This is a genomic window from Pedococcus sp. 2YAF34 (assembly GCF_052114585.1).
In the GTDB taxonomy this organism is placed as follows: Bacteria; Actinomycetota; Actinomycetes; order Actinomycetales; family Dermatophilaceae; genus Pedococcus.
Genome location: NZ_JBFRFA010000004.1, coordinates 71,946 through 95,806 on the forward strand (window position 1 = coordinate 71,946; position 23,861 = coordinate 95,806).

Annotated in this window: 23 protein-coding genes; 8 read left to right on the forward strand and 15 right to left on the reverse strand. The window is 71.9% G+C overall.

The features are described 5' to 3' along the window. The first annotated feature begins 93 nt into the window (after nt 1-93). The 3 genes from mce to AB4Z02_RS03765 all read left to right on the forward strand — a co-directional run bounded on the left by mce (nt 94) and on the right by AB4Z02_RS03765 (nt 3,431). Nucleotides 94-534, forward strand: coding sequence for a methylmalonyl-CoA epimerase (gene mce / locus AB4Z02_RS03755; RefSeq protein WP_056883558.1), 441 nt, complete (start codon nt 94-96; stop codon nt 532-534). Nucleotides 535-685: 151 nt separating this feature from the next. Continuing rightward, nucleotides 686-2,026, forward strand: coding sequence for a crotonyl-CoA carboxylase/reductase (ccrA, locus tag AB4Z02_RS03760; RefSeq protein ID WP_056883557.1), 1,341 nt, complete (start codon nt 686-688; stop codon nt 2,024-2,026). Between the two features lie 49 nt (nt 2,027-2,075). Then, nucleotides 2,076-3,431 (forward strand): AI-2E family transporter, encoded by a 1,356-nt coding sequence (locus tag AB4Z02_RS03765; RefSeq protein ID WP_056883556.1) that lies wholly within the window; start codon nt 2,076-2,078, stop codon nt 3,429-3,431. Here the strand turns inward: AB4Z02_RS03765 and AB4Z02_RS03770 are convergent. The 5 genes from AB4Z02_RS03770 to AB4Z02_RS03790 all read right to left on the reverse strand — a co-directional run bounded on the left by AB4Z02_RS03770 (nt 3,392) and on the right by AB4Z02_RS03790 (nt 8,267). Next, nucleotides 3,392-4,639 carry an ABC transporter permease gene (locus AB4Z02_RS03770; RefSeq protein ID WP_441969398.1) on the reverse strand — a complete coding sequence of 416 codons (1,248 nt, stop codon included), beginning with the start codon at nt 4,637-4,639 and terminating at the stop codon, nt 3,392-3,394. The genes AB4Z02_RS03765 and AB4Z02_RS03770 overlap by 40 nt on opposite strands. Beyond that, entirely contained in the window at nt 4,636-5,562 is a 927-nt protein-coding gene (locus tag AB4Z02_RS03775) for an ABC transporter ATP-binding protein (protein WP_441969400.1), read from the reverse strand. The genes AB4Z02_RS03770 and AB4Z02_RS03775 overlap by 4 nt, the downstream gene beginning before the upstream one ends. A gap of 66 nt (nt 5,563-5,628) precedes the next feature. Next, nucleotides 5,629-5,928 (reverse strand): hypothetical protein, encoded by a 300-nt coding sequence (locus AB4Z02_RS03780; RefSeq protein ID WP_441969402.1) that lies wholly within the window; start codon nt 5,926-5,928, stop codon nt 5,629-5,631. A gap of 36 nt (nt 5,929-5,964) precedes the next feature. Continuing rightward, nucleotides 5,965-7,743 (reverse strand): 3-hydroxyacyl-CoA dehydrogenase family protein, encoded by a 1,779-nt coding sequence (locus AB4Z02_RS03785; protein WP_441969404.1) that lies wholly within the window; start codon nt 7,741-7,743, stop codon nt 5,965-5,967. Nucleotides 7,744-7,862: 119 nt separating this feature from the next. Next, nucleotides 7,863-8,267, reverse strand: coding sequence for a hypothetical protein (locus tag AB4Z02_RS03790; RefSeq protein WP_056883551.1), 405 nt, complete (start codon nt 8,265-8,267; stop codon nt 7,863-7,865). Nucleotides 8,268-8,370: 103 nt separating this feature from the next. Between AB4Z02_RS03790 and nucS the strand changes: the two genes are divergently transcribed. Further along, the gene (nucS, locus tag AB4Z02_RS03795; RefSeq protein WP_056884109.1) at nt 8,371-9,066 is read left to right on the forward strand and encodes an endonuclease NucS; all 696 of its coding nucleotides are present in this window, start codon (nt 8,371-8,373) and stop codon (nt 9,064-9,066) included. Between the two features lie 87 nt (nt 9,067-9,153). Here nucS and AB4Z02_RS03800 read toward each other — a convergent pair whose 3' ends face one another. Both AB4Z02_RS03800 and AB4Z02_RS03805 read right to left on the reverse strand, forming a co-directional pair. Further along, the gene (locus AB4Z02_RS03800) at nt 9,154-9,777 is read right to left on the reverse strand and encodes a histidine phosphatase family protein (protein ID WP_441969407.1); all 624 of its coding nucleotides are present in this window, start codon (nt 9,775-9,777) and stop codon (nt 9,154-9,156) included. Nucleotides 9,778-9,881: 104 nt separating this feature from the next. Then, nucleotides 9,882-10,382, reverse strand: coding sequence for an FBP domain-containing protein (locus AB4Z02_RS03805; RefSeq protein ID WP_056883549.1), 501 nt, complete (start codon nt 10,380-10,382; stop codon nt 9,882-9,884). Between the two features lie 48 nt (nt 10,383-10,430). Here AB4Z02_RS03805 and AB4Z02_RS03810 point away from each other — a divergent pair, with 48 nt between their 5' ends. Beyond that, complete coding sequence (locus AB4Z02_RS03810; RefSeq protein ID WP_441969409.1) at nt 10,431-10,994, forward strand: TetR/AcrR family transcriptional regulator; 564 nt, start codon at nt 10,431-10,433, stop codon at nt 10,992-10,994. Here the strand turns inward: AB4Z02_RS03810 and AB4Z02_RS03815 are convergent. From AB4Z02_RS03815 to AB4Z02_RS03845, 7 genes are read right to left on the reverse strand one after another with little or no spacing between them, the layout of a single operon-like run. Beyond that, nucleotides 10,991-11,824: a class II fructose-bisphosphate aldolase gene (locus AB4Z02_RS03815; RefSeq protein ID WP_441969411.1), complete on the reverse strand. Its 834-nt coding sequence runs from the start codon at nt 11,822-11,824 to the stop codon at nt 10,991-10,993. The two genes, AB4Z02_RS03810 and AB4Z02_RS03815, sit on opposite strands and share 4 nt — an antisense overlap. Nucleotides 11,825-11,827: 3 nt before the next feature. After that, complete coding sequence (locus AB4Z02_RS03820) at nt 11,828-12,826, reverse strand: 1-phosphofructokinase family hexose kinase (protein WP_441969413.1); 999 nt, start codon at nt 12,824-12,826, stop codon at nt 11,828-11,830. After that, complete coding sequence (locus tag AB4Z02_RS03825) at nt 12,823-13,764, reverse strand: ROK family protein (protein WP_441969415.1); 942 nt, start codon at nt 13,762-13,764, stop codon at nt 12,823-12,825. The genes AB4Z02_RS03820 and AB4Z02_RS03825 overlap by 4 nt, the downstream gene beginning before the upstream one ends. 2 nt (nt 13,765-13,766) lie before the next feature. Next, complete coding sequence (locus AB4Z02_RS03830; protein ID WP_056883545.1) at nt 13,767-14,576, reverse strand: DeoR/GlpR family DNA-binding transcription regulator; 810 nt, start codon at nt 14,574-14,576, stop codon at nt 13,767-13,769. Further along, nucleotides 14,573-15,412 carry a carbohydrate ABC transporter permease gene (locus AB4Z02_RS03835; protein WP_235531423.1) on the reverse strand — a complete coding sequence of 280 codons (840 nt, stop codon included), beginning with the start codon at nt 15,410-15,412 and terminating at the stop codon, nt 14,573-14,575. The genes AB4Z02_RS03830 and AB4Z02_RS03835 overlap by 4 nt, the downstream gene beginning before the upstream one ends. Continuing rightward, on the reverse strand, nt 15,409-16,305 hold the full coding sequence (locus AB4Z02_RS03840) for a carbohydrate ABC transporter permease (RefSeq protein WP_056883544.1): 897 nt from the start codon (nt 16,303-16,305) through the stop codon (nt 15,409-15,411). Before AB4Z02_RS03840 ends, AB4Z02_RS03835 begins: the two co-directional genes overlap by 4 nt. Before the next feature lie 2 nt (nt 16,306-16,307). Beyond that, nucleotides 16,308-17,585 carry an extracellular solute-binding protein gene (locus tag AB4Z02_RS03845; RefSeq protein WP_441969418.1) on the reverse strand — a complete coding sequence of 426 codons (1,278 nt, stop codon included), beginning with the start codon at nt 17,583-17,585 and terminating at the stop codon, nt 16,308-16,310. Here AB4Z02_RS03845 and AB4Z02_RS03850 point away from each other — a divergent pair. Genes AB4Z02_RS03850 through AB4Z02_RS03860 form a run of 3 tightly spaced genes read left to right on the forward strand, consistent with a single transcriptional unit; the run spans nt 17,575 to nt 19,989 of the window. Further along, nucleotides 17,575-17,832 (forward strand): hypothetical protein, encoded by a 258-nt coding sequence (locus AB4Z02_RS03850; RefSeq protein WP_441969420.1) that lies wholly within the window; start codon nt 17,575-17,577, stop codon nt 17,830-17,832. The genes AB4Z02_RS03845 and AB4Z02_RS03850 overlap by 11 nt on opposite strands. Before the next feature lie 46 nt (nt 17,833-17,878). Next, entirely contained in the window at nt 17,879-18,781 is a 903-nt protein-coding gene (locus AB4Z02_RS03855; RefSeq protein ID WP_441969422.1) for an SIS domain-containing protein, read from the forward strand. After that, nucleotides 18,778-19,989, forward strand: coding sequence for an N-acetylglucosamine-6-phosphate deacetylase (locus AB4Z02_RS03860; RefSeq protein ID WP_441969424.1), 1,212 nt, complete (start codon nt 18,778-18,780; stop codon nt 19,987-19,989). Before AB4Z02_RS03855 ends, AB4Z02_RS03860 begins: the two co-directional genes overlap by 4 nt. A 93-nt stretch (nt 19,990-20,082) precedes the next feature. Here the strand turns inward: AB4Z02_RS03860 and AB4Z02_RS03865 are convergent, their stop codons facing one another. After that, nucleotides 20,083-23,799 carry a S8 family serine peptidase gene (locus AB4Z02_RS03865; RefSeq protein ID WP_441969539.1) on the reverse strand — a complete coding sequence of 1,239 codons (3,717 nt, stop codon included), beginning with the start codon at nt 23,797-23,799 and terminating at the stop codon, nt 20,083-20,085. Between the last annotated feature and the right edge of the window lie 62 nt (nt 23,800-23,861).

Consider the following 23,861-nt stretch of genomic DNA (forward strand, 5'->3'; position numbering starts at 1 on the left):
GGCGCCCGGCCCTGCGCCGAGGTGACGGATCCCTCCGCCGACGTGACGGATCGCTCATGTCGGCAGGGCGGTCGACGGACCTAGGCTGGGCGCATGAACGCGCTGCCGACCGAGCTCTTCACCGCCATCGACCACGTGGGGATCGCGGTCGCCGACCTCGACGCGGCCGTCGTCTTCTACCGCGACACCTACGGCATGAGGCTCGCCCACGAAGAGGTCAACGAGGAGCAGGGTGTCCGCGAGGCGATGATGGCGGTCGGCGACAGCGGCTCCCACATCCAGCTGCTGGCCCCACTCTCCCCCGAGTCCACCATCGCCAGGTTCCTCGACCGCTCGGGCCCCGGCGTCCAGCAGGTCGCCTACCGCGTCGAGGACCTCGAGGACGTCAGCGCCGTGCTGCGCGACCGCGGGCTGCGCCTCCTCTACGACGAGCCGCGCCGCGGCACCTCCAACAGCAGGGTCAACTTCATCCACCCCAAGGACGCAGGCGGGGTGCTCGTCGAGCTCGTCGAGCCCGCCCACGAGACGCACTGAGCCCGTCCGCCCGCGCGGGCGCCAGCGCTGCGGCCGGGTGAGGTAGGTCACCGCGTGACCGGAGTCTCACTGCCCGTCGAACTGCCTTACCCAGCAGTAGTTTCGGCCGCAGCCGAGCAGTGACGCCGACGACGCCGAGGAGCCACATCCCATGCAGGACATCCGCGACGCCATCCTCTCCGGGGACCGCACCGAGCAGACGTACGCCGCCCTCCCCCTCCCCGAGTCCTACCGTGCCGTGACCGTGCACAAGGACGAGGTGGGCATGTTCGAGGGCATGGCGACCAAGGAGAAGGACCCGCGCAGGTCGCTGCACCTCGACGAGGTGCCGGTCCCAGATCTCGCACCGGGCGAGGCGCTCGTCGCCGTCATGGCCAGCGCGATCAACTACAACACCGTCTGGACCTCGATCTTCGAGCCGGTCTCGACCTTCGGCTTCCTGGAGCGCTACGGCCGCACCTCGGAGTTCGCCAAGCGGCACGACCTGCCCTACCACGTGGTCGGTTCCGACCTGGCCGGCGTCGTGCTGCGCACCGGTCCCGGCGTCACCAAGTGGAAGGCCGGCACCGAGGTCGTCGCCCACTGCCTCTCGGTGGAGCTCGAGGACGCCGAGGGCCACAACGACACGATGCTCGACCCGCAGCAGCGCATCTGGGGCTTCGAGACGAACTTCGGTGGCCTCGCCGAGCTCGCCATCGTCAAGGCCAACCAGCTGATGCCCAAGCCCGCCCACCTGTCGTGGGAGGAGGCGGCGTCTCCCGGCCTGGTCAACTCCACGGCATACCGCCAGCTGGTCTCCACCAACGGTGCCCACATGAAGCTCGGCGACCGCGTCCTCATCTGGGGCGCCTCCGGCGGCCTGGGGTCCTACGCGACGCAGATGGCCCTGGCCGGCGGCGCGACCCCGGTGTGCGTCGTCTCCTCGCCCGAGAAGGCGCAGATCTGCCGCGACATGGGCGCCGAGCTGATCATCGACCGCAGCGCCGAGGGCTACGCCTTCTGGAACGAGGAGGGCACCGCGCAGAACCCTCGTGAGTGGCAGCGGCTGGGCAAGAAGATCCGTGAGCTCACCGGCGGGTACGACGTCGACATCGTCTTCGAGCACCCGGGCCGTGAGACCTTCGGTGCCAGCGTGTACGTGGCGCGCAAGGGCGGCACCATCGTCACCTGCGCGTCGACCTCGGGCTACATGCACGAGTACGACAACCGCTACCTGTGGATGAACCTCAAGCGGATCGTGTCCTCGCACTTCGCCAACTACCGCGAGGCGTGGGAGGCCAACGAGCTCATCAACCGCGGGCTGATCCACCCGACCCTGTCGAAGACCTACTCGATGGAAGAGGTCGGGCAGGCCGCGCTCGACGTCCACCGCAACGCCCACCAGGGCAAGGTCGGCGTGCTGACCCTCGCCCCCGAGGAGGGGCTCGGCGTCACGGACCCCGAGAAGCGTGCGCGTCTGCTCCCGCAGATCAACCGGTTCCGCAACGCCTGACGCCGAGTCGTCACCTCGGCGCGCGCCTGCGGTGGCATAGGGTCGGGACATGTCGGTGCTTGATCGGTGGCGCGAGTTCCGGCGCACCCAGCGTGAGGCCCTGCGGGCGAGCAACCACCCGCACCGCGACGCCCCCAACGGTTCGTCCTCCGTCACCGACGTCCTCGCCGAGGTGCTGCCCGGCCTGCGCCCGTCCTCCCAGGGGGGCCAGTCCCCGGGCGAGGCGCCGGCAGCGGTCGACGGCGCGGGTCAGGGCGCCGGACAGGGCACCGGCACCTCCGCGCCCGCCGTCGAGGAGCTGGACACGACCGGCACCGAGGGGGCGGCGGCCGGCGCCAGCACGCGGTACGGCATGGCCGGACGCCCCCTCAACCGGCAGTCCCCCTTCTACATGGGCTTCGTCGGGGCGCTCGGGGTCCTGGCCGCGCTGCTGCTCTGGCACACCCTCGGCCGGCTCACGACGGTCCTGACGATCCTCGTCATCTCCTTCTTCCTCACCCTGACCCTCAACCCGGTGGTCGAGACGCTCACCCGGCGAGGGGTCAAGCGCGGCGGCGCCGTGGCCATCGTGTTCGCCGGTCTCGTGGTCGTCTTCGCGCTGCTCGGCGTCGTCGTGGTGCCGCCCGTCATCACCCAGGGCGGACAGCTCGTCGCGCAGGCGCCGGACTGGCTCGACCAGGTCCTCAAGAGCCACTGGGTCCAGGACCTCGACCAGCACTACGACCTGGTTGACAAGATCCAGAGCGAGTTCAACAAGCGCATCACCGACAGCGGCTTCCTCGGCTCGGTCTTCGGCGGCGTGCTGGGGGTCGGCGCCGCGGTCGTCACGGGCATCTTCCAGGCGTTCACCGTCCTCGTCCTGACCCTCTTCCTGCTCGCCTCCCTGCCGCGCGTCAAGCAGGCGGCGTATGCCGTCGTGCCGGCCTCGCGCCGCCCGCGCGTCGTGTCGCTCTCCGAGGAGATCATGCGGCGGACCGGGTCCTACGCCATCGGCCAGGTCGCCGTGGCCACGGTCAACGCGTTCTGCTCCTGGATCATGATGACCATCGTCGGGATCCCGTATGCCGCCGTGCTCGCCGTGTCGGTCGGCTTCCTGGGCCTGGTCCCCATGGTGGGAGCCACGCTCGGCGCCTCGGTCGTGTGCCTCGTGGCGGTCTTCGACGAGCCGCGCAAGATGTTCATCGCGCTCGCCTACTACGTCATCTACCAGCAGATCGAGAACTACGTCGTGGCGCCGAAGGTCATGCAGCGCACGGTCTCGGTGCCCGGCGCCGTGACGGTCGTGGCCGCCCTGGCCGGCGGCACCCTGCTCGGGGTGCTCGGCGCCCTGCTGGCCATCCCCGTGGCCGCGGGACTGCTGCTGCTCTACGAAGAGGTCCTCCTCCCCCGCCAGCGTCGCCACTGAGCCGGCGGCGAGGGCGGACGCCCGGTCACCCCGCCCCGCGGCCTGCGGCGTCCGAAGAGCTCGGACCAGCGCACCCGGTGGCCGGTGATCACCAGCGCGCGCCGGTACACGGCAGCCCCGGCCCCGACGAGCAGCACCGCCGTCGCGGCCGTGAGCACCATCGCGGCGGCCAGCTGCCACACCGGGACCTGGCCGCCCGACCACCGGATCGGCATCGCCATCGGCGCGCTCAGCGGGAACAGGGAGATGGCCGTGCTCCACCCGCTCGACGGGTCCCCCGTCACCACCATGATGCTCAGGAGGTACCCGAGCACGAGCACCGTGGTGACCGGCGCGACGGCAGCGCTGGCCTCCGTCACCTTGTCCACCAGCGCTGCCGACGCGGCGAACAGGAACGCGTAGAGCCCGAAGCCCAGCACGAACCAGACGACGCCGAGCGCGAGGTCCCCGCTGGCCACGGCCGGCAGCCCCACGTAGCCGAGCCGCACCGCGACGGCGAGCGGCGTCCCGAGCACGAGCAGCTGGGCCAGCGTGGCGGCGCCGACCGCCGACACGGTCCCGACCAGGACCTGGCTGGGCCGGAGCACGGCGAGCAGCACCTCGGAGACCCGGGTCGACTTCTCGACCGCGACGGCCGTGGCGATCGTGCTGCCCGCGAACGTGATCGCGAGGTAGAGCGCGATACCGACCCCGAAGCCGACGGCGGCCCGCTCGGCGCTGTCGGGCCGGCCGACCACCACCTGCGGGGGCGGCCGCACCGCCGCGACCGAGGCGATCTGGGCGGGGGTCAGGCCTGCGCCACGCAGGCGCGCGGTGACCTCGACGGAGGCGACCGCCTGCGCGACGACCGCGGGGAACGTCTGGGCCACCCCGGGCCCGGTGTAGAGGCTGCCGTCGGCGAGTCCCGCGGTGGCGTCGCCGTCCCGGACGGCGGCCCGGACCGCGGCCGGCGTGTCGCGCGGGGTGTAGTCCACCGAGTAGCCGCCCTGGCCTGCGGCCGCCTGCAGGGCGGCGCGCAACGGCGACGGCGCCACGCCCACCGTGGCGAGCGTGTAGTGGGTGGGGCCGGTGAGCACGAGCCGGGGCACCACGACCGCGGCCGCCGAGGCGAGCAGCAGGACCGCCGTGATGATCCGGTAGGCGCGCGAGCGGAAGGTCTCCAGGAGGCTGCGCTCGGTGACCAGGGCCGTCCCCCGCCACCAGGTCACCGGACGACCTCCCGGACGGGTGCCGCGGACACCGCGGCCAGGAACAGCTCGGAGAGCGTGGGCAGCTCGAGGCCGAAGTCGAGCACCGGTCCGCAGGCACGGGCGGCGTCGAGCACCCGCAGCGGGTCGACCTGCGGCGGCACGGTGAGCCGCAGGTCGTCGGCGTGGTCGCTGACCACCTCGACGCCCTCGAACGCCTGCACCCAGCCCCGCTGGGCTGAGGCCAGCTGCAGCCGCAGCCGTCGCTGCCCCGAGGCGGCGCGCAGCCCCGACACCGACCCCGCCAGCACCGTGCGGCCGTGGTCGACCATGACGATGTCCTCGCACAGGTCCTGCACGAGGTCGAGCTGGTGGCTGGAGAAGAGGACGAGGCACCCGTCGTCGGCGCGTCGCCGCAGCATCGCCGAGAGCTGCTCTACCGCCACGGGGTCGAGGCCGGCGAACGGCTCGTCGAGCACCACGACCTCCGGGCCGTGCGCGAGCGCGGCAGCGAGCTGGAGCCGCTGCTGCATACCGCCGGACAGCCGGTCGGTGCGCTCGTCCCACCGGTCGCCGAGCTCGAGCTCCTCGAGCAGGTCGCGAGCGCGGCGCGTGGCCTCCTCGCGTGGGAGCCCGTGCAGGCGGCCGAAGTGCACGAGCTGCGCACCGGCGGTCATCGCCGGGTACAGCCCACGCTCCTGCGGCATGTAGCCCCAGCTGCGCCGGTCGTGGACGTCCTCCAGGCGCCGGCCGTCGAGCCAGACCTCGCCACCGTCGGCGGGCAGCACACCGAGCAGGATGCGCATCAGCGTGGTCTTGCCGGCGCCGTTGGGACCCAGGAGGCCGGTCAGGCGCCCCGCCGGCACCTCGCAGGTGACGCCGTCGAGCGCCACGCGGTCGCCGAAGGCGTGCACCACGCGGTCGACCCGCAGCCCGTCCGACACCCGTCCACCGTCACCCCGTGGAGCCGGCCTCCCCAGAGGCGAACGTCCCAGCCGGGGACGACCGGGTCAGCGGTAGGAGCCGGTCGTGTGCCGCCGCTCGCGCGCCTGCCAGCACGTGGTGTGCCAGTGGCGCCGGTCGTCGAGCCCACCGATGCCCTCGGCCGGCCAGGCGACGACGTGCGGAGTCCCCATGGCGATGTCCTGCTGGCAGCCCGGGCACCGGTAGGCCCTGCTGGAGGAGGCACCGGTGACCCGCCGCACGAACCACTCCGTGCCGCCGTACGACTCGCGCCGCGTGAGCCCGCCGACGGCGCGGTCGACGTTCAGCGGGACGTCGTCGCGGCGGCGCCGGTTGGCTCGGGGCATTCCCCGATTCTCGCAGAGCCCTCCCGGGGCGCGCCGTCAGGCGTAGGTGCGGAAGCCGCGTCCGGTCTTGCGCCCCAGGTAGCCGGCGGTGACCAGGTGCTCGAGCAGGGGCGCCGGGGCGAACCCGCGCTCGCGGAACTCGAGGTAGAGCTCGCGCTGGATGGCCAGGGCGACGTCGAGTCCCACCACGTCGAGCAGCTCGAAGGGACCCATGGGCAGGCCGCACCCGGTCTTCATCGCGGTGTCGATGTCGTCGGCCGTGGCGTAGCTGGCCTCGAGCATCTTCACGGCGTCGTTGAGGTAGGGGAAGAGCAGCGCGTTGACGATGAACCCCGACCGGTCGCCGCACGTCACCACGTGCTTGCCGACGCGGGCGCAGACCTCCTGCGCGGTGGCCACCACCTCGGGCGCGGTCGAGACGGTGTGCACCACCTCGACGAGCTTCATCACCTGGGCCGGGTTGAAGAAGTGCATGCCGACGACGTCCTGCGGACGGCTGGTCGCCGCAGCGCACTCGACCACCGGCAGCGATGACGTGGTGGTCGCGAGGACCGCACCGGGCTTGCAGATCTCGTCGAGGTTCTCGAAGAGCGCCCGCTTGACCGCGAGGTCCTCCACGACCGCCTCGACGACCAGGTCGACGGTCGCCAGGTCCTCAAGGGACGTGGAGCCGGTGAGGTGGGTGAGCGCCTCGTCGCGGTCCTCCTGGGTGAGCTTGCCGCGCTGGACGGCCTTCTCGAGCGACTTGGTGACGGCGGCGGTCACGGCGTCGACCTTGGGCTTGCTGCGGGTGACGTAGGTGACGTCGAACCCGGCCTTGGCGAACACCTCGACGATGCCGGTCGCCATGGTCCCCGACCCCACGACACCGACGGTGCGCACGGTACGGGTGGCCACGTGGGTCCCCCCGGCGGTGGCCGGGCTGAGGGCGTCGTCCACGAGCTGGGAGCTGCCCGGCTCGGCATACGTGTAGAAGCCGCGGCCGCTCTTGCGGCCCTTGAGGCCCGCGCTGACCATCTGCTTGAGGATCGGGCTCGGCGCGTGCAGGCGGTCGCGCCCCTGCTTGTACATCGTGTCGAGGATCTCGTAGGCGGTGTCCAGGCCGATGAGGTCCATGAGGGCCAGCGGGCCCATCGGGTAGCCGCAGCCGAGCTTCATGGCGGCGTCGATGTCCTCGCGGCTCGCGTAGCGGCTCTCGTACATCGCGACGGCGTGGTTGAGGTAGCCGAACAGCAGCGCGTTGGCGATGAAGCCGGCCTTGTCGCCGACGACGACCGGCTGCTTGCCGAGGCGCTGGGCGAGGGCCTTGACGTCCTCGAAGACCTCGTCCTCGGTGACGACCGTGCGGATGACCTCGACGAACTGCAGCACCGGGGCCGGGTTGAAGAAGTGCATGCCCACGACCCGCTTGGGGTTGCTCGTGGCGACGGCGATCTCGGTGACCGACAGGGAGGAGGTGTTGGTCGCCAGGATCGCGTCGGGACCGACCACGGCGTCGAGCTTGGCGAAGACCTCCTTCTTGAGGTCCAGGTGCTCGGGCACCGCCTCGATGACGAGCTGGCAGTCGGCCACGTCGTCCATGCTCGAGGTGAAGTGCACCCGCGAGTGCAGCGCCGCCTGGTCGTCGATCGAGAGCTTGCCGCGGGAGACGGCCCGGTCCGTCGAGTGCTGCAGGACGCCGCGGCCCTTCTCGACCGCCGCCTCGTCGACCTCGATCGCGACGACGTCGATGCCGTTGCGGGCGAACACCTCCACGATGCCTGCACCCATGGTGCCGAGACCGACGACAGCGACCTTGCTGAACTCACGAGCCATGCGGCGCAGTCTGTCAGAGGCAGTTCGCCGCGTGGACCCCTGGCCGGGGTGACGGTCGCCACCCGCGCACCGGCACACGACGAGCGGGAGGGTCCTCTGTCACCGGCCGGCGCACGCGCTCACCACTCGTGGCCGGCCCCGATGAGCGCCGTCTCGAGGTCAAAGCGCTGCTCACGCGACAACCCCCGGATGGCGGTGGGCACGGGCACGTCGACGGCCCGGCAGTAGTCGCGCAGGGCGTGGTCGTAGGCCAGCCGGGCGGCCATGAGCCGCTCGGCCTTGTTGGGCAGGTCCGACTGGTCCACGGTGCGCACGTGCCCCGCCAGCCGGCTGACCTCGAGGGCGAGCAGGACCGGTGGCAGCGGCTCGTGCCGGGGCCTTCGCCGGGCCACCGCGCGCTCGAGTCGGTCGAGCAGCGGGCGCAGCAGGCGGGGGGCCCTGCCGGTGTTGACCCAGCGCAGCACGGCGATGCCGGTGGCGACGACGATGGCCAGCCCGGCGACGTTGCCCAGCAGGATCAGCATGGGTGCTCACCTCACCTCAGGTTCGAGTGTGCGCCCGCCCCCTCGTCGATGCAATGAGGTCCTGGTCACGACCACGTCACCGTCCGCCGTAGAGTTGCGCCTCGTGCGACTGGTGATTGCGACGTGCTCGGTGGACTACGACGGGCGGCTGTCCGCCCACCTCCCCCTCGCGACCAGGCTGCTCCTGGTCAAGGCCGACGGCTCGGTCCTGGTGCACAGCGACGGCGGCTCCTACAAGCCGCTCAACTGGATGTCACCGCCGTGCGCCATGGCTGAGGTCACCCCGGAGGAGCACGAGGCCGAGCAGGGCGTGCAGACGGTCTGGCAGGTCCAGCACGCCAAGTCCGAGGACCGCCTGCGCGTCCTCATCCACGAGGTGCTGCACGACTCCTCCCACCAGCTCGGGGTCGACCCGGGCCTGGTCAAGGACGGCGTGGAGGCCCACCTGCAGAAGCTCCTGGCCGAGCACATCCACACCCTCGGCGAGGGCTGGTCGCTGGTGCGACGCGAGTACATGACCGCCATCGGCCCGGTCGACATCCTGTGCCGTGACGCCGGGGGCGCGTCGGTGGCGGTCGAGATCAAGCGGCGCGGAGACATCGACGGCGTCGAGCAGCTGACCCGCTACCTCGAGCTCATGAACCGCGACCCGCACCTGGCCCCCGTCACCGGGATCTTCGCGGCGCAGGAGATCAAGCCGCAGGCGCGCACGCTGGCCACCGACCGCGGCATCCGCTGCGTCACCCTCGACTACGACGCGCTGCGCGGCATCGACGACACGACGACCCGCCTCTTCTGAGCCGCGGCCACCCGGCCGGCGCAGGCCGGCCACCCGACCCGGCGCTGGCCGGCCACCCGCCGGTCGCCATCCATCGGGCTCCGACGCTCAGACGACGGCGCGGTCGCTCGACCCCGGCCACGACCGCACCCGGAAGCCGTCCCCGTCGACCTCGACCTCGGCGATCCCGCAGTTGGGCAGGAACGCCTGCTCGACCAGGTCCGCGCGCACGACTCCCCCGATGCGCGGGAGGACGAACGACATGACGCCGCCGTGGCTGAAGACCAGCACCGTCTCCCCACGGTGCAGGTCCGCGATCGACTGCAGCGCCTCCCGGTAGCGCGCCACGACCTCGGCGCCGGTCTCGCCGCCCGGGATGAACCGGCCGAGGTCGCCGTGCATCCAGGCGCGGAAGACCGAGGCCAGCTCGTGGTCGTCGTGCGGCCGCCCGGCGAGCGCCCCGACGGAGAACTCCGCGAGCCCGTCGACGGCCACGCTGTCCACCCCCAGGACCTCCGCGGCGAGGCAGCCGGACTCGACCGCACGCTGGAGGACGCTGGTGTAGACGCGGGCGACCCGCCGGTCCCGCAGCGACGCCGCGAGGTCGCGCACCTGCTCGCGGCCCCGGTCGCTGAGCCAGCCGCCCTCGTCGGAGAGCACCGAGGGGTGCCCGTACTCGGCGTCACCGTGGCGGGCGACGAGCAGCGTTGCGGGACAGTGGAGGTCGCTCACGGACCGAGGGTATGCCGCCGGGCCGGGTGAGGGGGTCGTTCGGCGTCAGCACCGCGGTGGGCCGGGTCGGGGCCGGCGCCGGCGCCGGCGCGCGCCCTGACGGTTCAGGCCTCGCGGGCGACGCTGCCCAGGAAGGCGTGCAGCCGGGCGAGCAGCCGGTCCACCTGGTCCTCCAGCGACAGCGACTCCTGCATCCGTGCGCCCGGCCCTGCGCTGCGCAGCCCACGCAGGTAGAGCGAGCAGGCGAGGTCGCTGCACAGGTAGGTGCCGACCGAGTTGCCCAGCTGCCCCGACCGTCCCGCCCGTCGCGCCGTCATCAGCGCCACGCCGTCACCGGGGTGCGTCGTCAGGCACACCGCGCACATGTTGCGGCGGCGTCGTCCGGCCGAGGAGTCGGCGAGCCGCAGTGCGACCCCCGTGGCCGACCCGCCGTCCGGGACCACGAGGTAGGCGCGCTGGGGTGCAGCAGGGTCGCGCCAGCCGAGGAAGTCGAGGTCGGCCCACGGCCGCGAGGTCAGGTCCTTGGGCAGGACCAGGCGCTTGGACTCGCCCTTGGTGGCATTGACGAACGACGTCCTGATCTGGGTCTCGGTCAGCTCCTGCATACTAGGTACTATAGGTCAAAACCTAGAACCCCTAGTTTAGGGAGCGACATGGCGCGGGCAGGCATCACCCCGGAGCGGCTCACGGTGGCCGCGGCCGACCTCGCCGACGAGGTCGGCTTCGAGGCCATCAGCCTGGCGGCACTCGCCCGGGGCCTGGGCGTCAAGGACGCCAGCCTCTACTCCCACGTCGCGGGCCTGGGGGACCTGCGCACCCGGGTCACCGTCCTCGCGCTCGCCGAGCTCGCCGACCTGCTCGCGGACGCCGTGGCGGGCCTCGCAGGCAAGGACGCCCTGAAGGCCTTCGCGACGACGTACCGGCACTATGCGCTCGCCCACCCCGGTCGCTACACCGCGATGCAGCAGGAGCTCGACCCCGTCACGCTCGCCGCCAGCGCCGCGCCCCGGCACGGCGAGCTCGTGCGGGCCGTGCTGCGCGGGTACGGCCTGACCGACCCGGACGAGACCGATGCCGCGCGACTCGTGCTGTCCACCGTCTACGGGTTCCTCGGCCTGGAGGCCTCGGGCGGCTTCAGCCACCACCCCCGCGACCTCGGGACGTCGTTCGAGCGCTCGCTCGACGCCCTGGACCACGCGCTGCGCAGCTGGGCCTAGCGCAGGGCGAGCAGCTCGAGCAGGCGGGCCGCCTCGGCCCGCACCGCAGCCCTGGCCGGCGCGAGGTACTTGCGGCTGTCGACGAGGTCCGGGTCGGCGGCCAGCGCCCGACGCACCTCGGCGGTGAAGACGCTGCTGAGGTGCGTGGCGATGTTGACCTTGGTCATGCCGGCCCGGACCGCGGCGACGAGGCCCTCGTCCGGCACGCCCGACGAGCCGTGGAGCACCAGCGGTACCGGGACCGCCTCCCGGATCGCAGCGACCAGCTCGAGGTCGAGTGCCGCAGTGCGCTCAGTCATCGCGTGCGAGGAGCCGACAGCCACGGCGAGCGCGTCGACCCCCGTGTCCAGTGCGAACTGTCGCGCGTCCTCGGGCCGGGTGCGCACCCCCGGTGCGTGCACGCCGTCCTTGCCGCCGATCTCGCCGAGCTCCGCCTCGACGTCGACCCCGCGGTCGTGGCAGCGAGCGACCACCTCCCGGGTCGTGGAACGGTTGGTGGCGTCGTCGAGCCGTGACCCGTCGAACATCACGGAGGTGAAGCCGAGGTCGAGCGCCTCGCGCACCAGGTCCACCGAGACCGCGTGGTCGAGGTGCAGGACGACGGGTACGGTCGCCCGCTCAGCCAGGGTCCGCGTGGCCAGGGCGATCGGGGCCAGGGAACCGTGGAAGCGCACGGCGTTCTCGCTGACCTGGAGCACCACCGGGAGGCCGGTGTCCTCCGCCGCCCCGACCAGTGCCTCGGCGTGCTCGAGGTGCACGACGTTGTATGCCGCGAGCCCCCGGTCCGCGGCGCGAGCCTGCTCGAGCGGTTCCCTGAGCGGTACGAGCACGGTTCAGCTCCCTGTCGTCTCGACGCGCACGGCGGCGCGCAGGCGGTCGATGTCGGCAGGGTCGACGACGCCCGCGGTGGGTTGCAGCACCGCCGCGGCGGACCAGGCCACGGCGTCACGCAGGCACTCGTCCCACGCTGTTCCCCTGGCCAGCCCGGCTGCGATCGCTGCCACGGCGGCGTCGCCGGCGCCGGTGGGGTTGCCGCGCAGGTGCTCCCCCAGGCCGGCTCGCACGACCGTTCCGTCCGGAGCAACCGCCAGGACGCCCTCGGCGCCCAGCGAGACCACGACGTGACGAGCGCCCTTGCGCTGCAGCGCCTTTGCGCCCTCCAAGGGATCCTGCACGGCGGTCGCCTCGCGGAGCTCGTGCACGTTGGGCTTCACCACGTCGGGGCCCGCCGCGAGGGCGCCGAGGAGCGCGGCGCGGGAGGCGTCGACCACGACGGGTAGCCCGGCGTCGTGCGCGACCCGGGTCAGGTCGGCGTAGGCGTGGTCGGCGAAGGAGGGCCCTCCGTCGGCGCCCGGGTGGGACCCCTCGCTGTGCGCCGGCGGCAGGCTGCCCGACGCGACCAGCACCCGCACCGGGTGCTGGTCGACGAGGTCGGCCACGTGCTGGACCAGCGCCGACCACGCCTCGACCGGCCACGCCGCGCCGGGCTCGTTGAACGCCGTGGCATCACCGTCCGCCAGGCTGACGACGGTCGTCGTGCGCCGCGTGGGGGCGCAGGACCGGGCAAAGCGGTGGGTGACTCCGCGGGCGTCGAGGTCGGCCCGCAGCTGCTCCCCCGTCGGTCCGCCGACCGCACCGGTGGCGAGCACCGGCACCGCGCAGCACCGCAGGACCCCGGCGACGTTGAGCCCCTTGCCCCCGGCCACCTCGCGCACCGCCAGCACGCGGTGGCTGGCGTGGGGCACCAGCCGCTCGACGTCGTAGGTCACGTCGAGGGCCGGGTTGGGGGTGACGGTGAGCACCACACCGGGCTCGTCCGGTGCGACGTTCATGCGAGGTCCCAGGCGAGGCAGGCCGCCCCGAGGCAGCCGGCCCGGTCGCCGAGCAGGGGTCGCTCGATGCGCGGCATCCGCTGGAACGTCAGCCGGCCGCGGACCGCACTGCGCAACGGCCCGAGCAGGGTCTCCCCGCTCTCGGCCAGGCCTCCCCCCACGAGCACCAGGTCGACGCCTGTCAGGGTCACGGCCGCGGTCACCGCAGTCGCGAGAGCCTCGACAGCGACCTCCCAGACCTGTTGCGCCGCAACGTCGCCCGCATCGACGAGGGCCGCGAGCTCCTCCGCAGAGACCCGTCCCCCAGGTCCTGGTGGCGTGGCGGCCACCGCAGCGTACGCGCGCTCGACGGCAGCCGCGGACGCGACGGCCTCCAGGCACCCGCGAGCCCCGCAGCCGCACTCAGGGCCCCCGGGGTCGACGACGACGTGCCCCAGCTCGCCCGCGTAGCCGTCGGCGAGCAGGACGTGCCCGTCGACCATGAGGGCGCCCGCGATGCCCGTGCCCACCGGGACGAACAGGACGTGCCGGTCGTCGCGGGCGGCGCCCAGCCTGGCCTCTGCCACCAGTCCCGCGCGGACGTCGTGGCCGAGGGCGACCGGCAGCCCGAGCCGCGCGGAGAGCGGCGCGCCGACGGCCAGGTCGCGCCAGCCGAGGTTGGCCGACCAGCGGGCGACCCCCCGCTCGTCGTCGACGAGCCCGGGAACGACCACCCCGCAGGCGACGACCTGCTGCACTGCCCCCTGCGCGGCCAGCAGGTCGCGCACGACCTGCTCCACATGCTGCACCAGGACGCCCGGGAGCGCACAGCCGGTCGGTGTCGGCACCGTCGTCGAGACGACCTCGCGGCCGTCGCGCGCCACGAGCGCCGCCTTGGTGCGGGTGCCGCCCACGTCCACGGCGGCGACCACGTCGGTCGCTGCGTCGTGCGGGTCCACCGTCAGACCACGTCCACGGTGACGCCGGCAGAACGCAGGTCGGCGACGGCGTCCTCGGGTGCGGTGCTGTCGGTGACCACCAGGTCGATGCGCGACGGTGGGCAGATGCGCGCGAACGCCCTGCGGCCGAGCTTGGCGCCGGTGGCCACCACGACGACGCGCTGGGCGCGTTCGACCATGAGGGCGTTGATGCCCGCCTCCCCCTCGTGGTGGCACATGGCGCCGGCCGAGCCGGAGACCGCGTCGACGCCGAGGAAGACCGTGTCGAGCCACAGCTCCCCGAGCACCATCGCGGCGAGTGGCCCGGACAGCTCGTAGGACTCGGTGCGCGCCACGCCACCGAGCGACACGCACCGTACGAACGGGCGCAGCACCATCTCCGTGGCGATGTTGAGGGCGTTGGTCACCACGGTGATCGCCGGTCGCCGCGACGAGCTCGCGAGGTCGGCACGCGCCGCCAGGCGGCGCGCGACCGCACTCGTCGTGGTCCCGCCGTTGAAGCCGACCACCGACCCCTCGACGGCGAGGTCGGCCGCGTACGCCGCGATCCGGTCCTTGGCCGTGTCGGTGCCGGCCTGCTTGTAGCGGGCGGGGAGGTCGTAGGCGACCGCCGACGCGACGATGCCGCCGTGCGTCCTGGTCACGAGCTGCTGGGCCGCGAGGTCGGTGAAGTCGCGCCGCACGGTGGCCTCGGAGACCCCGAGCGCCTCGACGACCTCGGCGACGCTCAGCCTCCCGTTCTCGGCGAGCAGCCCGAGCAGGGCGCTCCACCGCGCGCCGCGGTCCTGCGGCCGCGAGACGGAGGCGCTCACTTGACCGACCCGGCCGTCAGGCCCCCCACGAGGTGCTTCTCGATGATCGCGAACAGGATCACGACCGGCACGATCGCGATGATCGAGGCGCCGAACAGCTGGTCCCAGTTCTGCTCGTAGCCGGTGACGTAGGAGTTGATGCCGACGGTGAGCGGCTTCTTGCTGTCGTCGAGCATGAGGGTCAGCGCCACGACGTACTCGTTCCAGGCCGCGATGAAGGTGAAGATGGTCGCCGTCACGAGGCCGGGCAGCGTCAGCGGCAGCATGATCCGCCGCAGCCGCGTCACCGGGCCGCACCCGTCGAGCTCGGCCGCCTCCTCGACCTCCTTGGGGATGGAGGCGAAGAAACCGTGCAGGATCCAGACCGCGAAGGCCAGGTTGAACGCCGCGTTGGTGAGGATGAGGGCGAGGTAGGTGTTGACGAGGTTGAGGGAGAAGAACTCCCGGTAGATGCCGACGACCAGCGAGGTCGGCGAGAACATCTGCGTGATCAGCACGAGGAACAGGAACGCAATGCGCCCCCGGAAGCGGAACCGGGCGGTGAAGTAGGCCGCCGGCACCGCGACGAGCACCACGATCACCGTTGAGGCCACGGCGACGACGACGGAGGTCAGCAGCCACGCGCGGAACCGCTCGTCACCGACCACCTCACTGAACGTCGTCCACTTCCACTCCCGCGGCAGGATCGAGGCGGGGGTGGTGACGACGTCGCCACTGGGCCGGAAGGCGTCGAGCAGCATCACGAGGTAGGGCCACAGGAACGCCAGCGCCACCGCGAGCCCGATGACCGGCATGGCCGCCGGGCGGATCCTGCGCCAGCTCAGGGTGCCGTTCACGACTGCTCCTCCTCACGCCACCGCGAGACCCGCAGGTAGACGACGACGGCCACCAGGATGAGCAGCACGTTGAACAGGCCCGCGGCCGCCGACTGGCCCACGTCCTTCTCGGCGCTCTTGAACGCCAGCTTGTACATGAACGTGATCGTCGTGTCGTGGCCGAACCCGGGGTTGGACTCGTTGAGCGTGTAGATGATCGGGAAGCTGTTGAACACGTAGATCATGTTGAGCACGGTCGCCACGAGGACGGCCGGGCGCAGCAGCGGCAGCGTGATCAGCCGCCACACCTTCCAGGGCGAGGCGCCGTCGATGCGCGCCGCCTCGTAGACGTCGCTGGGGATGGCGTGCAGCCCGGCGACGAACACGTAGGCGGTGAACGGGATCGAGACGAACACCCCGACCGCCACCATCGACGGCATGATCCAGCGGTCGTCGCCGAGGAAGTCGATCGGCGTGCTGATGACGTGCAGCTTCAACAGCAGCGCGTTGAGCGTGCCGTAGTAGTAGCTGTAGATGAGGCTGAACAGTCGCGCGGTGATGACCAGTGACGCGGCCCACGGCACGATGACCGCCCACCGCACCACCCGCCGGCCCCAGAAGTCCTTGGTGAGGAACTGCGCGACCCCGAGGCTGATGAGGATCGTCAGCACGACGACCGCGACCACCCACACCAGGGTGTTGGTCAGGACCGTGCCGAGGGACTCGTTGGCCAGGACGCCGCGGAAGTTCTCCAGCCCGGCGTCGCCCTTGCGCAGCCCCGTGATGGAGTAGCGCGAGAGCGACGCCTTGACCAGCTCCACGGCGGGGTAGACGACCACCCCGGCGATGAGGATGAGCGCGGGCCCCAGCCACAGCAGCGCGACGGGACCCGACGCCTCACCTCGTCTCTTCATGCTCAGCTGCCGGCCTCGGCGGACTTCTGCAGCTTGTCGAGCACGGCCTTCGGGTCACCCGTCACGGCGGTGCCGAGGTTCTGCTGCACGGCCAGCTTGACCTTGTCCCACGTGGGGTCGTCGGTCGGCGTCAGGTGCGCGTTGGGCAGCGTCTCGAGGTAGGTCGCGAGCTTGGTGTCGGACTTGAACTGCTCGATGCCGGACTTGGTCACCGGCAGGAAGCCCTCGGCCTTGATGAAGGTGTTGACCTGGTCCTTCTGGTAGTACAGGTCGTAGAACGCCTTCACCGCGTCCTGGTTGCCCGTCTTCTTGAACGCCATGAGGTAGTCGGTGACGCCGAACGTCTGCGGCTCACCGCCGTCGGCCTTGGTCGGCATCGGCGCGACGCCGTAGTCGACCTTCTTGGCCCCGTCGAGGGTGGCCGCCAGCGGGGAGAAGCCGACGACCATGCCGACCTTGCCGGAGGCGAACAGGTCGAACGCGTCCTGCCGGTTGGTCTTGCCGGGGTTGTTCTGCGTGAGCTTCTTGGTCGCCAGCGACTTGAGGAAGGTGAGCGTCTCGACGTTCTCCGGGGAGTTGATCGTCCACTTCCCGTCCTTCTTCCAGTCCCCGCCGTTGTTGAACATCCAGATGGAGAACTCGCCCTGCGACTCCTCCGGGCCCAGCGGCAGGCCGTAGCCGATGCTGCCGTCGCCGAGGCCCGCGATCTTGGTGGCGTCCTGCTCGAACTCGGCCCAGGTCTTCGGCGGGGCGGCGATGCCGGCCTTCTTGAACAGCGCCTTGTTGTAGAACATGGCGCGGGCCGAGCTGAGGTCCGGCATGCCGTACATCTTGCCGTTGTAGGTGCCCGACTTGACGAAGGCGTCGAGCAGGTCGGACTTCACCGAGCTGGAGAGCACGTCGTCGGCGCTGTAGAGCAGGCCGTCCTTGGCGTAGCTCGCGTAGGCGTTGAGGTTGAGGATGTCCGGCGGGTTGTTGTTCTGGACCATCGTCGAGCTCTGCTGGTCGATGTCGTCCCAGCTGACGATCTGCACCTCGAGGGTGTTGCCGGTCTTCGCCTTGTAGTCGGTGGCGAACTTGTCCCAGAACGCCTTGGTGTGGTCCTTGGAGTACTCCGCGGCGACCAGCTTGATGGTGGTCGCCTTCTTCCCGGAGTTGCCCCCTCCGCCGGCCGACCCCGCCCCGGTCCCGCCCGAGCAGGCCGCCAGGGCCAGGCCCGCGCCGAGGGCGAGCACGCCCCAGCGCAGCGCCGCTGTGTGTCCTGAAGTCGTGGTGCGCACGTCGCTCCTCGTGTTCGTCATTGAACGCTTCGGCAGGGCCCGGGTCGCGACCGAGCCGCGGCCCGAGTCGGATGATCGTTTCCTGTCGTTTGAAGCGCGCTTCGCTCATGTTCGCCGAAGCATGAGGGAAACCATGGCCCGGCACCGCGCCCTCGTCAAGCACTTCTGGGCGACTTTCGCGATCGTCCCGGCGACCCACCGTCGCAAAGCGGCGCAAACCCGGCACGTCTTGACTGATCGAATCTGAGTGCGGAACACTTCAGCCACTCTTATCCGCTCACAGAGGGGCACCGATGACCGACTACACCAGCCATGTCGCCGCCGAGATCGCCACGCAGCCGGCCGACTGGGCCACTGTGCTGGGTCGGGTCGACGAGGCCACCGCGGTCCTCCCCCGCCCCGGTGACCACGTCGCCGTCGTCGGCTGCGGGACGTCCTACTACATGGCCCGGGCCTACGCCGTCCTGCGCGAGCAGGGCGGCCACGGCGTCACTGAGGCCCACGCCGCCAGCGAGTTCCCGACGGGCCGGACCTTCGACCACGTCGTCGCGATCTCCCGCTCGGGGACGACGACCGAGGTCATCGAGCTGGTCGCAGGCCTGCGGGAGCGCGGCGTGCGCGTGACCACCATCGTGGCGACGGCGGGCACGCGGCTGACCGAGCTGGGCAGCGACTGCCTGCTCATGGCCGAGGTCGACGAGCGGTCGGTCGTGCAGACCCGCTTCGCGACGACCACGCTCTTCCTGCTGCGCGCCACGCTGGGTGAGGACCTCGGCCGCGCCGTCGCCGACGCCGAGGCGGTCCTCGCCGAGGACGAGGACACCGCCCTCGCCGGTGTCGCCGACGCCGAGCAGCTCACCTTCCTCGGCCGTGGCTGGACCGTCGGGCTCGCGCAGGAGGCAGCGCTCAAGCTGCGGGAGTCCGCGCAGTTCTGGACCGAGGCCTACCCCGCCATGGAGTACCGCCACGGCCCCATCAGCATCACCACGGCCGGCAGGGCCACCTGGGCCTTCGGCGAGGTCCCCGCCGGCCTCGCCGAGGACGTGCAGGCCACCGGCGGGCACTTCGAGCACCGCGACATCGACCCCCTCGCCGACCTGCTGCGGGTCCACCGGCTCTGCCTGCTCAAGGCGCGACGCGCCGGGGTCGACCCGGATCGCCCCCGCCACCTCACGAGGTCCATCATCCTGTCGTGACCTCCGCACCGCACGCCGTCCCCCGACAGCTGCTGCCCGGCCGGCTCGTGACCCCGGACGGCGTGGTCGCCGACGGGGTGGTGGCGGTCGAGGACGGTCGCATCGTCCACGTCGGCCCGCGGCCCGAGTCGGCCCGACAGCTCGGCCACGGCTGGTCGGACGCACTCACCCCGACGTGGTGGCGCCCGGGGCTCACGCTGCTCCCGGGCCTGGTCGACCTCCACTGCCACGGGGGTGCCGGCGGCGAGTTCGGCGTGGGGACGGCCGGGTCCCTCGTCGCGGCCGAGCACCACCAGCGCCACGGGACCACCTCCGTCGTGGCCTCGCTGGTCTCCGCCCCCGCCGGGATGCTGCGCGAAGGCGTCTCCACGCTCGCCCCCCTGGTCGAGTCCGGAGTGCTCGCCGGCATCCACCTCGAGGGGCCGTTCCTGTCGAGCGTGCGGTGCGGCGCCCAGGACCCGGCGGCGCTGGTCGACGTCGACCTCGACCTCGTGGAGGACCTCTGCACCCTTGCAGGGGGCGGTCTGCGCCACATGACCTTCGCCCCCGAGCGCGACCCCCGCAGCGAGCTGCCCTCGGCCCTGGCCGACCACGGAGTCGTCGCGTCCCTGGGGCACACCGACGCCGACCACGACACGTGCGCTGCAGCGCTCGCCGCCGTGGCGGGGTACGGCGGCGCCGGGGGCAAGGCCCTCGTGACCCACCTGTTCAACGGGATGCCGCCACTGCACCACCGCGCCCCCGGGCCGGTCGGCGCCGCCCTCGGCGCCGCGGTCCGCGGTGAGGCCGTCGTGGAGGTCATCGCCGACGGCGTGCACCTCGCAGGTCCGACCGTGCGGCTGCTGTTCGACACCGCGGGTTCCGCAGCCATAGCCCTCGTCAGCGACGCGATGTCCGCCAGCGGGCTGCCCGAGGGCGCGCACACCCTCGGCGGTCGCTCGGTCACCGTGACCGGCCGGGAGGCCCGCCTCACCGAGGGCGGCTCGCTCGCCGGCGGGGTCTCGACCCTGCTCGAGCAGGTCCGGTGCTGCGTCCAGGACCTCGGCATCGACCTCGTCGACGCCGTCACCGCCGCCTCGGCCACGCCGGCACGTGCCGTGGGCCTGGCCGAGGTCGGCGCCCTGGCGCCGGGTGGCCACGCCGATGTCGTCGTCGCGGACGAGTCGCTCGAGCTCGTGCGGGTGCTGCGCCGCGGCGCCTGGCTCTGACGCCATACGCCCCGCTCTTCCCCTGGGCGCCGGGACGGCAGTGGGCCCCTGCCTCCCGGCAGGGGCCCACTGGTCAGGCGTGGTGGTGGGTGCTCAGCGCACGACCACCGACAGGGCCGCCGACGTGGAGGACAGGTAGACGGTCGAGCCGCCGTACACCGCCTTCAGCGAGTGCGTGCCGCGTGCCAGGACGGGGGCCTTGAAGGTGGCCTTGCCGCCCGAGACCGTGGCCGTACCCAGCTTCTTGGTGCCGTCCATGAACGTCACCGTGCCGGTGGTCAGCGACGGGGCGACCGTGGCGGTCAGCGTCGGGCGGTAGCCGTAGCCGAAGTCGCGGTCGTTCGTCGACAGCGTGGTGCTGGTCGCCGCCTTGACCCGGACCACCTGCGAGCGCAGGCCGTCGGTGTTGAGGTGGTGGACCAGCATCAGGCCGATCGGCTTGTCCGTGGCGTAGGCCGCGTCGTTGCGACGGATGCGGAGCACCTGACCCGGGAGGTCGGTGTTCAGCAGCGTCCAGAAGTCACCGAAGGCCGACAGGGCGGGCGAACCCACGCTGATGGTCATCGGCGCCGAGGACGAGCCGATCGTGTCGACCGCCCCAGCCTCCGCCGAGTACGACTCCACCCAGTACTTGAGCTTGGCGGAGGCGTCCTTGACGAGCCCGGCGTCCGCGAGGACCCCCATCGACACCGGCAGCACCAGCGAGTCGCTGTTGAAGACGTTGGTGTCGAAGGAGCCGTCGATGCCGTTGATGAGCTGGTCGTCGAGGACCTCACCGTAGGTGTCCGAGCTCTTGCGCAGGTCGACCAGCTCCGAGAGGAAGTAGTCGTAGTCGTCCGTCGTCGACACGCGGGTGTTGTAGACGGCTGCGTCTGGCCCGGCGTTGGTGGCGTCGGTCTCGAGCAGGACGTCGAACTCGGTGTACGACGCGGGCGTGCGCCACGGGCCCCAGCTGTTGACCGCGAAGGTCAGCGTGCTGTCGTCCAGGTTGCCCGCCATGTTGTAGTCCGAGCCGGCACCCACGTAGCGCAGGTCCGCGGAACGGTCGTCAGCGAAGGCGATGCAGTTGACCGCCAGCGTGCTGCTGCAGCTCGGCATCTTGGAGCTCATGCCCTGCAGCTCGACCGCGGAGACGCTGGACTGGTAGCCCGAGACGCCGCCCTGGTCGACACCGGTGCCCGTGAGGGTGAGCTTGCCCCACTTGACGGAGCTGCCGCCGCTGACCGTGGCGTTGCCCGTGGAGGACATCACCGAGGCCGGCCGCGGAGCCGACCACACCGGCACGCGCAGGGCGCCACCGGGCGTGGACCCGACCGGGGTGAGGACCATGCGGCCGCTCGCGTCGGTCCGGAAGCTGCGCTGCAGGCCGATGTCCAGCGGGTCGGGCGAGGTGGTCGGGTCCTGGGCGACGCGCAGGTTGGCCTTGGTGATCGTGGCCGTGACCTTGACGTCGACCGAGGCGCCGGCCGCGAGGTTCACCTGGGTGGGGCTGAACGAGTAGGTGACGCCAGGGGTGGGGTGCGCCGCCTTGTAGCCGATCGTGTAGGCCGCGGAGCCGGTGGGCCGCTTGTTGACGACCTTGACCGTCTTGGTCAGCGTGGTCGTCGGGGCGGTGACCGCCACGGGACCGAAGGAGACGCTGACCGCGCCCGGGGTGTCCTTGCTGTAGGCCAGGGTCGAGGTGCCGACGGAGTCGTCCACCTCGACGCGGCCGGAGCCGACCCGCTCGGGGCCGTAGACGGCACCGGTGTGGTCCTGGCCGACGAAGACGTCCTGGGTCGCCGTGTTCATGATGGCGGCCTTGACCTCCTCGACGCTCCAGGTGCTGTGCAGGCCACGCACGAGCGCGGCCTGGCCGGCCACGTGCGGGGAGGCCATGGAGGTGCCGCTCTCGGCGATGCCCTCGTTGCCCGTGCCGACCGCCACCGAGAAGGTGGTGACACCCGGGGCCGCGACGTCGGGCTTGACGTTGTTCGCCACGCCGATGCCGCGCGAGGAGAAGCCCGCGAGCTGGTCGATCGCGCCCTTGTTGACGACGACGACCGAGTTGCGCAGGTCGTTGGTCATGGTGACCTTGACTGCGTGGTCCGCGTCGAGCTGGCCCTTGATCGCCTCGGTGCCCTGGTTGACCAGGAGCATCGCCGGGATGACCTCGGAACCGGTGACACCGGCGGAGAAGGAGTTGACGTCGCTGCCGAAGATGACGCCGGCGGCGCCGGCGGTCTCAGCGTTGCCCGAACGACCCACCGAGCCGCAGCGACGGCCCGTGCCGTCGAGCCACATGGTCATGAGGACCTTGCCGGCGACCGCAGCCGCGTCGGCCGTGGACAGCGGCGAGCAGCCGTCGGTGTTGTTCGTGTCCGACGGCGGCTGGCTCCAGTCGCCGAGGGTGACGACGTCGGTGTTGCTGAGGCCGGGCTTGTTCGCCCAGTCGTAGGCCACCGACTTCAGCGCGGCAAAGACGTTGTCCTGCTTGCCGTCGACGGTGTCGGCCGGCTCGATGTCGTCCGGGCTGTCGACCTTGAGGCCGTCGACGACGTCGTTGCCGTCGTCGGAGGCAGCCACGGCGAGCACGCGCGTGGCGTTGCCCGGGGCGCCGCCGACCTCGTAGACGTCACCGCTGTTGCCCATGGAGGCGACGACGACGGTGCCGAGCGCGGCGAGGTTGTTGCTGGCGACGGAGTCGGGGTCGTCGGGCGAGCCGTAGCTCGAGCCGAGCGACATGTTGACGACGTCGAGGCGGTCGGACAGGTCGCCGTCACCGTTGGGGTCGGCGGCCCAGTCGAGGGCCTGGCCCACGATGCTGGTGTCACCCTCGCAGCCGAAGACCTTGAGCGCGTAGAGGCTGGCGCCGGGTGCGACACCCGGGCCGATGCTCAGCGACGCGGGGTCGATGTCCTTGGAGTAGCCGCCCGTGTAGGTCGAGCCGTCCTTGTTGACGCCCAGCCCGGCCGTGGTGCCCGAGACGTGGGAGCCGTGGCCCTCGCAGTCGAGGGGGTTGGCGTCCGGGACGGGCGTGCCCACACCCTCGCTGGGGTTGTAGGCGTCACCGGCGAAGTCGTAGCCGCCGACCACCTTGGCCGTGGGCGTGAAGGTGTTGCTCGCCTTGGCAGCGTCGAACGCCGCCTTGGTGCCGGGGCCACCGAAGTCGGCGTGGGTGTAGTCGATGCCCGTGTCGATGACGCCGACGCGGACGCCCTGGCCCGTCTCGCCGCGGCCCTTCCAGACCTCGGGGGCGCCGATGAGCGGCACCGAGGAGGAGTTGGAGGCCTGCTTGGGGGTGATGCGGTGCACGGCCTTGACGCCCGGGAGGGCGGCGAGGGCCTGGAGCTTGCTCGCGTCGGTGCGGACCGCGACGCCCGAGTACAGCGCGTGCGCGCGGTACAGCGTCTTCGCCTTGGTGGCGGAGGCCCCGAAGTGGGACTCGACAGCAGCCTGCGCGCGCTTGACCGCGGCAGTCTGGTTGCGGGACGCCGTCGTGGCGGCCGCCGTCCCGCGCGCCCGGGCCAGCCCGAACGCCGAGGAGGCGGGGGCGGCGTCGAGCTCGATCATGACGTCGACCTGGCCCTTGGCGCCCACCAGCGAGCGGTCCACCTTCTCGGCCCCGCTGCGCTGGGTGCCAAGCCGGTAGGAGCCGGCACTCTTGAGTCCCTTGGGGACGTCCACGAGCGAGCCGCGGTGCTTGGGCGCGCTCGGGTTCACACTGGCGGAGGCACTCGAGGTTCCGAGCGCGGCAGCCGCCACTACCGACAGGGCACTGACACCGACCACGGCTACGTAGCCGCGGTGGCGCCGCCCCAGATGATGCATCGACACGGGGTCTCCTTCGTCGCGCGGCCACACAACCATTCGCCCCCCACTTGGGCCGGGCG

Excerpts from the sequence above, each read along its gene's own strand:
- mce (WP_056883558.1), top strand. The coding sequence starts at position 94 with ATGAACGCGCTGCCGACCGAGCTCTTCACCGCCATCGACCACGTGGGG.
- AB4Z02_RS03805 (WP_056883549.1), bottom strand. The coding sequence starts at position 10,382 with ATGCAGGAGCTGACCGAGACCCAGATCAGGACGTCGTTCGTCAATGCC.
- AB4Z02_RS03785 (WP_441969404.1), bottom strand. The coding sequence starts at position 7,743 with ATGGCTCGTGAGTTCAGCAAGGTCGCTGTCGTCGGTCTCGGCACCATG.
- AB4Z02_RS03855 (WP_441969422.1), top strand. The coding sequence starts at position 17,879 with ATGACCGACTACACCAGCCATGTCGCCGCCGAGATCGCCACGCAGCCG.
- AB4Z02_RS03820 (WP_441969413.1), bottom strand. The coding sequence starts at position 12,826 with ATGAACGTCGCACCGGACGAGCCCGGTGTGGTGCTCACCGTCACCCCC.
- AB4Z02_RS03790 (WP_056883551.1), bottom strand. The coding sequence starts at position 8,267 with ATGCTGATCCTGCTGGGCAACGTCGCCGGGCTGGCCATCGTCGTCGCC.
- ccrA (WP_056883557.1), top strand. The coding sequence starts at position 686 with ATGCAGGACATCCGCGACGCCATCCTCTCCGGGGACCGCACCGAGCAG.
- AB4Z02_RS03765 (WP_056883556.1), top strand. The coding sequence starts at position 2,076 with ATGTCGGTGCTTGATCGGTGGCGCGAGTTCCGGCGCACCCAGCGTGAG.
- AB4Z02_RS03865 (WP_441969539.1), bottom strand. The coding sequence starts at position 23,799 with ATGCATCATCTGGGGCGGCGCCACCGCGGCTACGTAGCCGTGGTCGGT.
- AB4Z02_RS03780 (WP_441969402.1), bottom strand. The coding sequence starts at position 5,928 with ATGCCCCGAGCCAACCGGCGCCGCCGCGACGACGTCCCGCTGAACGTC.
- AB4Z02_RS03840 (WP_056883544.1), bottom strand. The coding sequence starts at position 16,305 with ATGAAGAGACGAGGTGAGGCGTCGGGTCCCGTCGCGCTGCTGTGGCTG.
- AB4Z02_RS03810 (WP_441969409.1), top strand. The coding sequence starts at position 10,431 with ATGGCGCGGGCAGGCATCACCCCGGAGCGGCTCACGGTGGCCGCGGCC.